We start from the raw sequence: 12,528 nt of genomic DNA, 5'->3' as shown, positions 1-12,528 counted from the left end.
CTTCGTCACAGCTGGGTTCGATAGACCGTCGTACTACGTCGGACCCGCATGCCGAGCCGTTCGTACATCGCGAGAGCGCCGGTGCCGGAATGCGTCCACAGGATGCAGGTACTGCGACCGCGGGCCAGGAACCCCGCGCACGTGCGATCGAGCATGGCCCGGGCGATGCCCTTCTGCCGCTGGTCGTCCCGGACGGCGAGCTGCTCGACGTACCCCTCGTCGCCGTCGAGCGCGATGACCGCACCGACCACCTCGTCACCGGCGTACGCGAGCGTCGACACGTCCGGGAGGAACGTCGACCGCCCGACCGTCAGCTCGCTCCACTCCTCGAAGCTTTTCCGCCGCGGCTGGAACGCCGCGAACGCCGCCTCGATCAGCTCGTACACCTCCTGCGCGCGGGATGCGTCGTACCCGGACAGCCGGATGCCCTCCGGGACGTTGAAGGTTCGCGGACTGATTGGTCGCTCCAACAACCAGTTCGTCGCCAGTACGCCGCAGCCGCGGGACCGCAGCAGCTTTGTCCCGGCGAGGTCGGCGTCGTCGACGATCTGTGCGAACCACTCGCTGCCGCGCGCCCGCGAACCCGCCTCCGCCCAGTCGAGCAGCCGCGTCCCGATCCCGAGCCCGCGGTACGACGGATGCACGTCGATCATCGCGTGCTTGCCGTCGTGCAACCACGCCCACGCGGCCACGTCGCCGTTCGGAGCCACGACGACCAGCGTGTCGCGTTCGAGAACGATCAACGGCCGGCTCAGATTCGCAGCCACCTGATCCGGAATCACCTCGGCCTGCCCGTGCCACTCCCGCTCGTTCGCGGCGATCAACCGATAGATCGCGTCCGCATCGTCGAGCGTGGCCGGCCGGTCCGTCAAGTCCATGGCCCGATCCTGCCGCATCCCGGCCGCCGGGCTGCGAGTTCTGCAGCTTGTTGCGATCAGGCCGGGGTCAGGCAGGGGTCTCGGCGTCGGCTACTTCTACTTCTTCGCGGGTGATGCCGAGGAGGTAGAGGATCGTGTCGAGGTAGGGGACGCTGAGATGGGTATCGGCGGCAGCGCGGACCACCGGCTTGGCGTTGAACGCGACGCCGAGGCCGGCCACGGCGAGCATGTCGAGGTCGTTCGCACCGTCGCCGATGGCCACGGTCTGGGTGAGCGGAGTCCCGGAGCGTCCGGCGAACTCGCGCAGCGCGGTCGCCTTACCGGCCCGATCCACGATCTCGCCGACGACCCGGCCGGTGAGCACGCCGTCGACGATCTCGAGCTCGTTCGCCTTCGCGTAGTCGATGCCCAGCTCGGCCGCGAGTTGGTCGGTGATCTGGCTGAACCCGCCGCTGACGATCGCGAACTGGTAGCCGAGCCGCTTCAACGTGCGGACCAAGGTCCGGGCGCCGGGCGCCAGCTCGATCGCGGCGTACACCTCGTCGAGCGCGGTCGCCGACAGGCCTTCGAGCGCCGCGACGCGATGCCGGAGCGATTCCTCGAAGTCCAGCTCGCCGCGCATCGCCTTCTCGGTGACGGCGGCGACCTCGTCCAGCCGGCCCGCGTGCTCGGCGAGCATCTCGATGACCTCGCCCTGGATGAGCGTGGAGTCGACGTCCATCACGATCAGCCGCTTGGCCCGCCGGTACAGCCCGCCGTCCTGGACCGCGACGTCGAGCCCTTGCCGGACGCCCTCGAGCGCGAGGACCGTCCGCAGCGTCTCCGGATCGGCGCCCGACACCGCGATCTCCATCGCTGTCACCGGATACCGCGCCATGCGGCTGATCCGGTCGATGTTCGCGCCGGTATCGGCGATCCGCCCGGCGACCGCGGCCAGTCCGGCGGCGGACAACGGGTGCCCGATCACGGTCACCTGGCTGCGGCCCTTGCGCCGCGGCTCGTTGTCGCCGACACCCTTCTTCACCGAGATGTCGACGTCGAGCAGGGTGGCGAGCGCCTTCAGCTCGTCCTTCAGATCCTTGTGGTCACGCGGTGCGGACAGCAGTACGCCGAGCACCAGGCGCCCCCGCAGGACGACCTGCTCGGCGTCGATGACCTCGAGCCCGCGCGTCGCGAGCGTGGAGAGTACGGCGGACGTCAGCCCCGGCCGGTCGGTCCCCGTCAACGTCACCAGCAGCGTCGGTCGCTCGGCCGCCGCAGTCTCGAGTTCAACCTCAGTGGGATCAGTCATCGCACCCCGAACGCTACCTACTTGAGATGACCGTCCAATGACCGGTCCAAATCTCAAGCATGAACGGGCGGCGCGCAGGCCGCGACCAGTGCCCGGCGGGCCGCGGCGGCGAGGTCGAGAAGCGCCCGCCGGCGAGCGTCGGCCTCGGCCCCGGTGACCGCCGAACCGTCGTCCTCGAGCGCAGCGTCCGCGATCGCCAGGCAGCGGCGCGCGGTCGCGGCGGTCTTCACCGCGCGCGGTTCGTAGCCGGGGGCAAGATCGTCACCGCGACCGCGACCGATCTTCCGGATGTCGATCAGCGCGTCGGCGACCTCCGGCTTCCAGCGCGCGACGTCGAGTGCGGCCAGCGATTCGGCCGCGTCGATCAGCGCGAGCCGCAGACCGCGGTCCGCCTCGCCGAAGTCGGCCGGCGTCGGGCTCGCCGCCGCCAGCACGGACCACTGCACGGCCGGTCCGACGTACGACGGAACCAGCCCGAGCTCAGGCCCCGTGAGTACGACGGCTTCGCCGGTCTCCAACGCGGCCTCGTTGAACGACGGCGGTCCGGCCAGACCGATCGGATCACCCGGGACGGGCAGCGCGAGGTGCGCCTGCGTCGTACCGGCGGCACGCAGCAGGTTCAGCGCGACCGGCAAGGTGGCGGGTTCGGGATGCGCGGCCAGTCCGGAGACGTGGTGACCGACGTCGTCACCGAGGATCTTCGATGCGGCGGTATCGGGGTCGCAGGCGCCGGTCAGCATCGCGTTCGTCCACACGGTGAACCGTACCGAGGCGGAGGTCGTCAGCACGCCCGCAAGTCTCTCACCACCCGACCACACGCCGTCGACGGCGACCCCTTAGGTTTTGAGCATGACTGCAGTGGTGGAGGTGGCCGGGGTGACGATCGTCCGTGGTGGCGCGCGGCTGCTGGACGGGATCGACTGGACGATCGACGAGGCCGACCGCTGGGTGGTGATCGGGCCGAACGGCGCCGGCAAGACCACCCTGCTGCAGATCCTGGCCGCGCAGATTCACCCGACGACCGGAGTTGCCGGCCTGCTCGGTGAAGTGCTCGGCGCCGTCGACGTGTTCGAGCTGCGGCCGAGGATCGGACTCACCAGTGCCGCATTGGCCGACCGGTTGCCCAAGAGCGAACGGGTCTCCGACGTGGTCGTCTCCGCGTCGTACGCCGTCCTTGGCCGCTGGATCGAGCAGTACGACGACCTGGATCACCAACGCGCCAACGCACTGCTGGCCGAGCTCGGGATCGCGCACCTCGCGGACCGTACGTTCGGGACGCTGTCCGAGGGGGAGCGGAAGCGGGTGCAGATCGCCCGCGCGCTGATGACCGACCCCGAACTGATGCTGATGGACGAGCCCGCGGCGGGCCTCGACCTTACGGGTCGCGAACAGCTCGTCCGCTCGCTCAGCTCGATCGCGACCGCCGTCGGCGCTCCTGCGATGGTCCTCGTCACCCACCACGTCGAGGAGATCCCGCCCGGCTTCACCCACGCCCTCCTCCTCAAGCAGGGTCGCGTCGTCGCCGCCGGCCCGATGGACGAAGCCCTCACCGCCGAAACCCTCAGTGACACCTTCGACCTCGCCCTCACCCTCAAGCAGGAAGACGGCCGCTACACCGCCCGCGCCCTGTAACCCACCCGCCCCCGGCAACCCACCCGCCCCCGGCAACCCACCCCGCGCCCGGCAACCCAACCGCGGCCGCCGCCTGTCCCCACCGGCGAGCCTCCGTCTCCCGGACGTCTCAGGGGTCAACCCCGCACTTGGTCGGTTAGGCAGGCAAATTCTGACCGCCTAACCGACCAGCTCGGGGGTTGACCCCTGAGCGGTCCGGGAGCCGGGGACGGGGGTGGCGCGTCCAAACATCTGCTTGCGGGCCCCAACGTGGATAGGCTTGGGAAATGATGGATTGGCTGCGGGACAATGTGTGGGCGGCGTGGCTGACGATCGCTGCCGTCCTCGGCCTGGCTGAGCTGGCCTCGCTCGACTTCACCCTGCTGATGCTGGCCGCGGGCGCGCTCACGGCCGCGGGGGTCGCGGCGTTCTTCCCGGGACTGCTCTGGCTGCAGATCGTCGTCGGCCTGATCACCGCGGCCGCGATGCTCGGGGCGATCCGCCCGATGATCGTCCGCAAGATCCATCACGGCACCGAGCTGAAGACCGGCTCGGCGCACATCATCGGCCGGACCGGGACCGTGGTGAAGGAGATCCACCCCGACGGCGGCGGTTCGATCCGGCTCGGCGGCGAGCTCTGGACGGCGCGCCCGTACGACGAGATCTCGACGATCGCGCCGGGGACGCGGGTCGAGGTGATGCACATCGACGGCGCGACCGCGGTCGTGTACCCGGTCGGCGAACCGTTGCACCACCAGCTGGATCTGCCCGAACCGACCCAGGATCCGAAGCCGTCGGACCCGCCCCAGAGCTGAACGGTTGAGTGGGCCCCTCCGCGCAGTAGTGTCGAAGGTGCAGGACGACTGAAGTAGCTGCTCGATCAGGCATCCGACGCGCCGGGAACCGGTACGGCGCCTGCCCCGTCGATACGGAAGACTGTCCGTCCTGAGGGTCCGTTCGAGTGGAGGGTCAAAGTGACCGCGTTCCTCATAGTCCTGGCACTGGTCGCCTTAGTGGTGATCGTGACCTTGGTCAAGTCCGTCCGGGTGGTGCAGCAGCAGACCGTCGGGATCGTCGAGCGGTTCGGCAAGTTCAAGACCGGTCTGCAGCCCGGCCTGAACCTGTTGACGCCGTTCGTCGACAAGGTCCGCTACACCATCGACATGCGCGAGCAGGTGGTGGCGTTCCCGCCGCAGGGTGTCATCACCGAGGACAACCTGATGGTGTCGATCGACTCCGTCATCTACTTCCAGGTGAACGACCCGGTCCGGGCGACGTACGAGATCTCGAACTACATCCAGGCCATCGAGCAGCTGACCATGACCACGCTGCGAAACATCATCGGCGGCATGGACCTGGAGCAGACGCTGACGTCTCGCGAAGAGATCAACGAGAAGCTGCGATACGTCCTCGACGAGGCGACCGGCAAGTGGGGCATCCGGGTCAACCGGGTCGAGCTCCGCTCGATCGACCCGCCGCCCTCGATCCAGGACTCGATGGAGAAGCAGATGCGCGCGGACCGCGACAAGCGCGCCGCGATCCTCACCGCGGAAGGTATGCGGCAGTCGGCGGTTCTGTCCGCCGAGGGTCAGAAGCAGTCCGCGATCCTGACCGCCGAAGGTGACAAGCAGTCCCGCATCCTCCGCGCAGAGGCCGAGCGGCAGGCACGGATCCTGAAGGCACAGGGTGAGGCGCAGGCCATCACCACGGTCTTCAATGCGATCCACGCCGGCAAGCCGGACCAGGGTCTGCTCGCGTACCAGTACCTGCAGATGCTCCCGTCGATCGCCCAGGGCGATGCGAACAAGCTGTGGATCGTGCCGAGCGAGATCGGCGACGCCCTCAAGGGTCTCGGCAGTGCGGTCGGCCAGGTGGCCGGCATCACGCAGAAGGCCGAGGGTGAGTGGCACGCGCCGGAGCTCTCCAACGGCGAGGTGCCGGAGCTCGACTCGTCCGCGGCCGCACCGGCAGCGGTTGCCGAGGCCGACAACGCGGTCCGCGAGGCAATCGCGGCCGCCGAGTCCGCGGCCGTCGGTAACCGCGGTCAGGTTGCCCCCACCACTCCGTCGATCCCGCCGCCGGCTCCCGGGCAGGAGCCGCCGGCCGCCGAGCCGCCGCAGCGCTGAACGACAGCATGAAGAGGGCCTTTCCGGAGTAATCCGGAAAGGCCCTCTCACTGTTCAGTCGTCGGACAGATCTGCGCGGTGGCAGTCAGGTGCGTAAAGTCTCTCATCGATGACTTGGTACGAAGCGGTGTTCGTCCTGCTGGCCGGGATGGGCGCGGGAACGATCAACGCGGTGGTGGGGTCGGGCACATTGCTCACCTTCCCCGCGTTGCTTGCCGTCGGCATCCCGCCGGTGCTCGCGAACGTCAGCAATACCGTCGGTCTGGCACCCGGTACGGCGGCCGGCGCGATCGGCTACCGGCGCGAGCTCGAAGGTCAGCGCGGTCGCATGCTGCGGTTGATCCCGGCATCGCTGGCCGGCGGCATCGTCGGGGGAGTGCTGCTGCTGACGCTGCCCGACTCCGCGTTCCATGCCGTCGTGCCTGTGCTGATCCTGCTCGGCTGTCTGCTGGTCGCGTTCCAGCCGTGGCTGTCGAAGTGGATCAGTGCTCCGTCACACCTGCATCGCGGTGCCTGGTGGGTGATCCCCGCTGTCTTCGCCACCGGTGTGTACGGCGGGTACTTCGGCGCCGCGCAAGGCGTCCTGCTGATGGCGATCCTCGGCCTCGGCCTGGACTCGAACCTGCAGCGGATGAACGGCCTGAAGAACGTGCTGGCCACCGTCGTGAACACTGCGTCCGCGATTCTGTTCATCGTCGTGCACGACATCGACTGGCTCGCGGCCGGCCTGATCGCGGTCGGCTCGACGATCGGCGGTTTCCTCGGCGCGCGCTACGGCCGGAAGCTCCCGCCGATCGCACTCCGCGCGCTGATCGTCTGTATAGGTGTCCTCGCCATCGTCACGATGGTGTTCTGAGCTGCAGACCGGCCAGCAGTAGATCCAGCCCGTAGTCGAACTGCTCGTCGCCGCCCGTCGTACGAGCCAGCTCCGGCGCCAGCTCGACAACCGACGGGAAGTCGCGCGCCGACAGCGACTCCATCGTCGCCCGCAGCCGCCGCCATGCCTCCGGATCACGACGTTCGGCCGCCATCTGGATCTCCCATGACGTCGAGCCGAGCACATACGTGAACAGCGTCGTATGCGTCCGGGCCGCCGTCTCCGCGTCGAACCCGGCCGCCCGCAGTACGCCGAGGAGCCCCTCCGCGACGCGCGCCGTCTCGTGCCCGCTCAACGGCCGGCCGGCGAGTAGTTGCGCAAGGCAAGGATGCTGGAGCATCAGCAGCCGCAACGACCGGCAGACCGCGCGCACCTGGTCCGGCCACGCCGCATCACCGGGGACGGCGGGCAGCAGGCCCATCAGGTGATCGCGCACCGCGTCGTACAACTCGTCCTTGTTACGGAAATAGGTGTAGAGCGCCATCGGACCGACACCGAGCTCGGCGGCCACGCCGCGCAGACTGAAAGCGTCCGCGCCGCGGGACTCCATCAACTCGAGCGCGGTCCGCACGATCAGTTCGGAGCTGAGCGTGTTCCGCGGTGTCCTGGCCATGTGACGCACCTCCCTTCGACCTTCATAACGTACAGTGTATAGTACGGTGTATGCGAGCCATTCAGATCACCGAGTTCGGTGGACCCGAGGTCCTGAAGATCAGCGATGTCGCGGAGCCGGTCGCCGGCGACGGACAGGTCGTCATCACGGTCGACCGCGCGGGTATCAACTACGCCGACACCCACCAGGTCGAGAACAGTTACCTCTCCAAGGCGGAGCTCCCGATGATCCCGGGCGGCGAGGTTGTCGGCCGTACTGCGGACGGCCGTCGCGTGGTGGCGCTCACCGGTTCCGGCGGGTACGCCGAGAAGGCGCTGATCCACCCGATGCGGGCCTGGGACGTGCCCGAAGGTGTCACCGACGGTCAGGCGCTCGCTCTCATCGTGCAGGGCACCACCGCGGCGTACATGCTGAAGCTCTCGACGCACCTGCAGCCCGGTGAATCCGTCCTGGTCCACGCAGGCGCCGGCGGCGTCGGCCATTTGTCCATCCAGCTCGCGAAGCTGTGGGGCGCCGGCCGCATCATCGCGACCGCGTCGTCGGAGGAGAAGCGGCAGCAGACCCTCGAGCTCGGCGCCGACGTCGCCATCGACGGTACGCCGGAAGGCCTGAAGGATCGCATCATCGAGGCGAACGGCGGTAAGCCGGTCGACATCGTGCTGGAGATGGTCGGCGGGCCGACGTTCGACGAGTCGTTCGCGGCGCTGGCGCCGTTCGGCCGGCTGGTGACATTCGGGGCGGCGGGCCGCGAGGCCGCCAAGCCGATCGAGGCCACCCGGCTGATGAAGGGTTCGAAGACGATCGCCGGCTTCTGGCTGGTGGACTGCTTCCGCGACCCGCAGCGCTTCAGCGCCGAGCTGACCGAGCTGTTCGAGTTGACCGCGAGCGGCAAGCTCCGCCCGATCGTCGGCGCGGAGTACGCGCTCTCCGACGCCGCCACCGCACACCAGGACATGCGCGACCGCAAGACGGTCGGCAAGCTCCTGCTCGACCCCACTCGCTAGACCTCACTACCTAGGAGAAACCAGATATGACGATCGCTGTTGAGAAGGTTCTGTACACCGCCCGCGCCACCGCGGACGGCGGCCGCGACGGCAAGGTCTCGACCGATGACGGCAAGCTCGCCGTCACGGTTGCGCCGCCGGTCGAGATGGGTGGCAACGGCAACGGCACGAATCCGGAGCAGCTGTTCGCGGCCGGGTACGCGGCCTGCTTCCACAGCGCGCTGAAGCTGGTGGCGCGCAAGGCCCGCCAAGACTCCGACGGCTCGACCGTCACCGCCGAGGTGGGCATCGGCCCGATCAACGGCGGCGCCGGCTACGGCCTCCAGGTCGAGCTCGTGGTCAGCCTGCCGGGTGTCGAGCGCGCGGTCGCCGAGGAGCTCGTCGCCAAGGCGCACGAGGTCTGCCCGTACTCCAACGCCACCCGCGGCAACATCAAGGTCGACCTCAAGGTCGCCTGAGGCTAGATCCGCGCGAGGGCCTCTTTCAGGAGGCCCTCGGTCGCGGACACCGGGGCCGCCGAGATGGTCAGGCCCTCCATGATCGCGACGTACTCGTCCACCTCGTCGAGCTTGTCCAGGTACAGCGCGCTCGCCGCGTGCTCGATGTAGACGATGTCGGGCAGATCGCCCTCCGGGAACCGCAGCAGGCTGAACGCGCCGCCTGCACCGGCGTACCCGACACTGCTGAACGGCATCACCTGCAGTGTGATGTTCGGCTGCTGCGACCACATGATCAGGTGCTCGATCTGCGCCCGCAGTACCTTCTCGCCGCCGACCGGCCGGTGCAGCACCGACTCGTCGATGACGACCCAGAGGCGGGCCGGGTTCGCGCGAGTGAGGATCTGCTGCCGGGTCACGCGGAGCTCGACCCGCTGGTCGACCTCCTGATGCGGCAGGAAATTCGACTTGCCGAGCTGGACCATGGCCCGCGCGTACTCCTCGGTCTGCAGCAGGCCGGGGACGAACATCACCTCGTACGTCCGGATCAGCGCCGCGGCGACCTCGAGGCCGACATAGTTGGTGAACCAGCTCGGCATGACATCGCCGTACCGCGACCACCAGCCGGGGTTGTTCGCGGCCCGGGCCAGCTCCATCAGCCGGAACCGCTCGTCCTCGTCGGCCATCCCGTACAGCTCGAGCAGGTCGCTGACATCGCGTTCCTTGAACCCGACCCGGCCGAGCTCCATCCGGCTGACCTTGGACTCCGAGGCCCGGATCTGCCAGCCCGCGTCGGCGCGACTGATCCCGGCACCTTCGCGCATTCGCCGAAGCTGCCCGCCCAGCATGATCCGCAGAGCGGTCGGCCCGCCTTCGCCGCCGCTCACCGACACCTGATCACTCACCCTGACCCACGCCCAGCCACGCACCCATTTCAGCCCGTGATGCTACCGCCTGTCCACGGGTATGGTCCGATCGGCGCTCCGCCGACTGAGATCGGCGGCGTGTTGCGCGAGATGCTTGACGAGGAAGCGAGCGTCGCGGTCCACACCCTGGATGCTGGCGGACGCGATCGCGTACTGGAAATCGAGCCCGAGGAAGTACAGGCCGGGGATGTCGGACGCCACGCCGCGCTCGTGCCGCGGCCGGCCGTCGTCACCGAAGACGGGCAGGTCGATCCAGCTGTGGTCCGGATCGGAACCGGTGCACCAGACCACATTCGTCACGTCGTCGAGTACGTCGCCGTCGACCGTGACTGGCTTGCCGTCGCGGACGCCGTCGATCCGACTCAGTCGTTTGATGCCGGCAGCATCGAGATGATCGAGCTTGTTGCGGGTCAGCGGCAGGCCGTTCTTCAGCGCGTTCGCGATCGCCTTGCGTCCCATCGGCGTACGTCGAGTGAGGACGTACTTGAAGAGGAACATGACGACCGGCGTGAACACATGGCCGACGGTCGAGTCGATGTCGACCGGCACCTGTCCGGGGTGTCGTCCGGCGAGCAGGGTGCGATGAGTCTTGACCGCGTCCAGCGCGACGTCGGTGCCAGAGTTGGCCGCACCAACGATTAGCACGGTGCCGTCTGCCAGCTGGGCAGGATTGCGGTATTCCAGCGAATGCAGCTGCCGGATCGACGGATCGAGCTCACCGGCGAAGGACGGCCACCGCGGCGTGCTGTGCATCCCGGCAGCCACCACGACCTGGTCGGCCCGCCAGTCGCCGGCGTTCGTCTCCACCACGAACCCCTCGCCGTCCCGCGACAACCGCGTCACGCGCACGCCGGTCCGCACCGGCAGCGCGTGGTGGACGGCGTACTGCTCGAGGTAGTCGGCCATCTCGTCCCGGTTCGGGCAGTCCTTCGTGCCGATGCGTAATCCCGGCAGGCTCGCGTACCGCGGCAGGCTGAAGAGCCGCAACGAGTCGTACCGCTCCCGCCAGCAGTCACCCACGCGCTCGTTCCCGTCGAGGATGACGAAGTCGTCGCCCCGCCGCCGCAAGTAGTACCCCATCGCCAGCCCTGCCTGACCCGCCCCGATCACCACAACCCCGACCCTGTCCATAAGTTCAAGGTAGGGCGGTGCGGGACGCCGCACATCCACCCATCACGCCAACTCAGCCCGACGTCGAGTGGTCATTTCTGCCCAGTCAGGCCGTGCTCGTACGCATAGGCTGTCGCGGCGGCTCTGCTGGAAACGTCGAGCTTCCCGAAGATGTTGCTGACGTGTCGAGCGACTGTCCGTTCACTGAGGAACAGCTGATCTGCAACCATCCGATTCGTAGCGCCTGTCGCGAGCAACCGCAGTACTTCTAGTTCCCGCGCGCTGAGTTTGCTGCTGTTGTCCGGCGGGTCGGCCATCGTCAGGTCGCCGTCGGCACCTAGGCGCTGGAAGACGGCTCGGGCGCCGTCCAGCTCCATCTGCTCCGCGTCGGTGTCTCCGAGCTGCCGGCAGGCGTCCGCGACCAACCGCCGCGTGCGGGCGCCTTCGTACGGCATCTCCAGCCGCTGCCACAGCGTCCACGCCCGCCGCAACGGCGGGATCGCGCCCTGTGGATCACCGCACGCGATCCGCACCGCGCCCTCGGAGTACGCCGCCAACGCCTGCAGGTACGGCGATTCCGCCGGGGCGAACTCGTTCAACTCGGCCGCCGCCTTGCGTGCGGTCTCGCGATCGGAGCATTCGATCGCCAGCTCGACCCGCGCCGCGAGCAGCATCGGGCGATTCGGAGAGAACGGGTCCTCGGCCAGCGCCCGCTCCAGCCCGGCGATCGCAACGTCGAACCTGCCCTGCGCGGCTCGCAGCCGAGCGAGACCTGGCTGCACGTCCATCCCGTCACCGGCCGCCAGCTGATACGCGTGCTCGGCAGCGTCGAAGTTGCCGCGTTGGCGCTCCACCTCGGCCAGGCGGTACCACGCCGATCCGACCGATCCCGCCGACAGGCGGCGGCATGCGTCCTCGGCTGCGTCGGCGGCCTCGGCCCAGGCGCCGCGGAGCTGGAGGATCTGGGCGCGGTGCACAAGGCACGCGCCACGGTAGGGGACCAGGCCGGGCTGCGAATCACACCAGCCGGTGAGCGCGCGCGTCCACTCCTGGGCGCGGCGGATGTCGTACATGTTCAGGCACAGGGCGATCACCGAGCAATACGCCATCCCGGTGACCTCAGGGCCGATCTGGCCGCCGGTGACGTGCACCATCGCCTCGTCCAACGCGAGGAGTGCCTCGGTTCCGCGGCCCAGCATGGCGAGGCAGTTCCCGCGGCCGAGCGCGGCCAGCACCATCGTGTCCGGCTCGGTCGCCCACTGCTGGCTCGTCTCGAACAAGGGCAATGCGGCGGCCGCCTCGCCGGAGTTCATCTTCAGCGCGGCCTCGCCCATCGCGAGCCGCCCGGCCAGCTCGACGTTCCCCTCCGGCACCAGGCGCGTGATCCGGGCCTGCCAGCCGGCCGCACGGGAGAGATCACCGCGCTGCTGCAGGTGGAACCCGAGCCAGAACCCGCTCCGGATCGCCGCATCCGTATCGCCATGGGCGAGATGTGCCTCGACCGCTCGCTCGCGGTACGCCGCCACCTCCTCGTCGTGACCGAGGACGAACGCGGCGACCGCGAGCCGTTCGAGCTCCGCCGGCGGCAGGGGAGCGCGCTGGTCCGCCGCCGTCAGTTCGGCGTACTCCGCGGGCCAGTCGTGCTGCTCCATGTT

At 68.9% G+C, this 12,528-nt stretch carries 13 protein-coding genes; 6 read left to right on the top strand and 7 right to left on the bottom strand.

Annotation, left to right across the window (positions count from 1 at the left end; genetic code table 11):
• Nucleotides 1-5: 5 nt before the first annotated feature.
• The 3 genes from EV645_RS40280 to EV645_RS40270 all read right to left on the bottom strand — a co-directional run bounded on the left by EV645_RS40280 (nt 6) and on the right by EV645_RS40270 (nt 2,957).
• A complete protein-coding gene (locus EV645_RS40280; protein ID WP_242000961.1) occupies nt 6-878 on the bottom strand; it encodes a GNAT family N-acetyltransferase in 873 nt (290 codons plus the stop codon).
• 67 nt (nt 879-945) lie between these two features.
• Nucleotides 946-2,169 (bottom strand): phosphoserine phosphatase SerB, encoded by a 1,224-nt coding sequence (gene serB, locus EV645_RS40275; RefSeq protein WP_130450373.1) that lies wholly within the window; start codon nt 2,167-2,169, stop codon nt 946-948.
• Nucleotides 2,170-2,222: 53 nt separating this feature from the next.
• Nucleotides 2,223-2,957 (bottom strand): hypothetical protein, encoded by a 735-nt coding sequence (locus EV645_RS40270; RefSeq protein ID WP_130450371.1) that lies wholly within the window; start codon nt 2,955-2,957, stop codon nt 2,223-2,225.
• Nucleotides 2,958-3,018: 61 nt separating this feature from the next.
• Between EV645_RS40270 and EV645_RS40265 the strand changes: the two genes are divergently transcribed.
• The 4 genes from EV645_RS40265 to EV645_RS40250 all read left to right on the top strand — a co-directional run bounded on the left by EV645_RS40265 (nt 3,019) and on the right by EV645_RS40250 (nt 6,762).
• On the top strand, nt 3,019-3,801 hold the full coding sequence (locus tag EV645_RS40265; RefSeq protein WP_130450369.1) for an ABC transporter ATP-binding protein: 783 nt from the start codon (nt 3,019-3,021) through the stop codon (nt 3,799-3,801).
• Between the two features lie 266 nt (nt 3,802-4,067).
• Nucleotides 4,068-4,595, top strand: a complete 528-nt coding sequence (locus EV645_RS40260; protein ID WP_130450367.1) for an NfeD family protein — start codon at nt 4,068-4,070, stop codon at nt 4,593-4,595.
• 159 nt (nt 4,596-4,754) lie between these two features.
• Entirely contained in the window at nt 4,755-5,906 is a 1,152-nt protein-coding gene (locus EV645_RS40255; protein ID WP_130450365.1) for an SPFH domain-containing protein, read from the top strand.
• Between the two features lie 109 nt (nt 5,907-6,015).
• Entirely contained in the window at nt 6,016-6,762 is a 747-nt protein-coding gene (locus tag EV645_RS40250; protein WP_130450363.1) for a sulfite exporter TauE/SafE family protein, read from the top strand.
• Here the strand turns inward: EV645_RS40250 and EV645_RS40245 are convergent.
• A complete protein-coding gene (locus EV645_RS40245; protein ID WP_130450361.1) occupies nt 6,746-7,396 on the bottom strand; it encodes a TetR/AcrR family transcriptional regulator in 651 nt (216 codons plus the stop codon). The two genes, EV645_RS40250 and EV645_RS40245, sit on opposite strands and share 17 nt — an antisense overlap.
• A gap of 50 nt (nt 7,397-7,446) precedes the next feature.
• Between EV645_RS40245 and EV645_RS40240 the strand changes: the two genes are divergently transcribed.
• Both EV645_RS40240 and EV645_RS40235 read left to right on the top strand, forming a co-directional pair.
• Nucleotides 7,447-8,400 (top strand): quinone oxidoreductase family protein, encoded by a 954-nt coding sequence (locus EV645_RS40240; protein ID WP_130450359.1) that lies wholly within the window; start codon nt 7,447-7,449, stop codon nt 8,398-8,400.
• Nucleotides 8,401-8,426: 26 nt separating this feature from the next.
• Nucleotides 8,427-8,858, top strand: coding sequence for an organic hydroperoxide resistance protein (locus EV645_RS40235; RefSeq protein ID WP_130450357.1), 432 nt, complete (start codon nt 8,427-8,429; stop codon nt 8,856-8,858).
• Between the two features lie 2 nt (nt 8,859-8,860).
• Here EV645_RS40235 and EV645_RS40230 read toward each other — a convergent pair whose 3' ends face one another.
• From EV645_RS40230 to EV645_RS40220, 3 genes are all read right to left on the bottom strand, one after another.
• Entirely contained in the window at nt 8,861-9,685 is an 825-nt protein-coding gene (locus tag EV645_RS40230; RefSeq protein WP_130450894.1) for a helix-turn-helix domain-containing protein, read from the bottom strand.
• A 99-nt stretch (nt 9,686-9,784) separates the two neighbouring features.
• Nucleotides 9,785-10,894, bottom strand: a complete 1,110-nt coding sequence (locus EV645_RS40225; RefSeq protein WP_130450355.1) for a flavin-containing monooxygenase — start codon at nt 10,892-10,894, stop codon at nt 9,785-9,787.
• Between the two features lie 71 nt (nt 10,895-10,965).
• Nucleotides 10,966-12,525 carry a helix-turn-helix transcriptional regulator gene (locus EV645_RS40220; protein ID WP_130450353.1) on the bottom strand — a complete coding sequence of 520 codons (1,560 nt, stop codon included), beginning with the start codon at nt 12,523-12,525 and terminating at the stop codon, nt 10,966-10,968.
• Nucleotides 12,526-12,528: the final 3 nt, after the last annotated feature.

The sequence above is a fragment of the Kribbella rubisoli genome (genome assembly GCF_004217145.1).
In the GTDB taxonomy this organism is placed as follows: Bacteria; Actinomycetota; Actinomycetes; order Propionibacteriales; family Kribbellaceae; genus Kribbella; species Kribbella rubisoli.
The sequence above is the reverse complement of the archived record's forward strand: the minus strand, read 5'-3'. Positions and strand labels throughout refer to the sequence as shown.

Bases quoted from the DNA above. Each gene is read 5' to 3' on its own strand.
- EV645_RS40235 (WP_130450357.1), top strand. From the start codon at position 8,427: ATGACGATCGCTGTTGAGAAGGTTCTGTACACCGCCCGCGCCACCGCG.
- EV645_RS40265 (WP_130450369.1), top strand. From the start codon at position 3,019: ATGACTGCAGTGGTGGAGGTGGCCGGGGTGACGATCGTCCGTGGTGGC.
- EV645_RS40280 (WP_242000961.1), bottom strand. From the start codon at position 878: ATGGACTTGACGGACCGGCCGGCCACGCTCGACGATGCGGACGCGATC.
- EV645_RS40225 (WP_130450355.1), bottom strand. From the start codon at position 10,894: ATGGACAGGGTCGGGGTTGTGGTGATCGGGGCGGGTCAGGCAGGGCTG.
- EV645_RS40220 (WP_130450353.1), bottom strand. From the start codon at position 12,525: ATGGAGCAGCACGACTGGCCCGCGGAGTACGCCGAACTGACGGCGGCG.
- serB (WP_130450373.1), bottom strand. From the start codon at position 2,169: ATGACTGATCCCACTGAGGTTGAACTCGAGACTGCGGCGGCCGAGCGA.
- EV645_RS40260 (WP_130450367.1), top strand. From the start codon at position 4,068: ATGATGGATTGGCTGCGGGACAATGTGTGGGCGGCGTGGCTGACGATC.
- EV645_RS40250 (WP_130450363.1), top strand. From the start codon at position 6,016: ATGACTTGGTACGAAGCGGTGTTCGTCCTGCTGGCCGGGATGGGCGCG.
- EV645_RS40245 (WP_130450361.1), bottom strand. From the start codon at position 7,396: ATGGCCAGGACACCGCGGAACACGCTCAGCTCCGAACTGATCGTGCGG.
- EV645_RS40230 (WP_130450894.1), bottom strand. From the start codon at position 9,685: ATGCTGGGCGGGCAGCTTCGGCGAATGCGCGAAGGTGCCGGGATCAGT.
- EV645_RS40240 (WP_130450359.1), top strand. From the start codon at position 7,447: ATGCGAGCCATTCAGATCACCGAGTTCGGTGGACCCGAGGTCCTGAAG.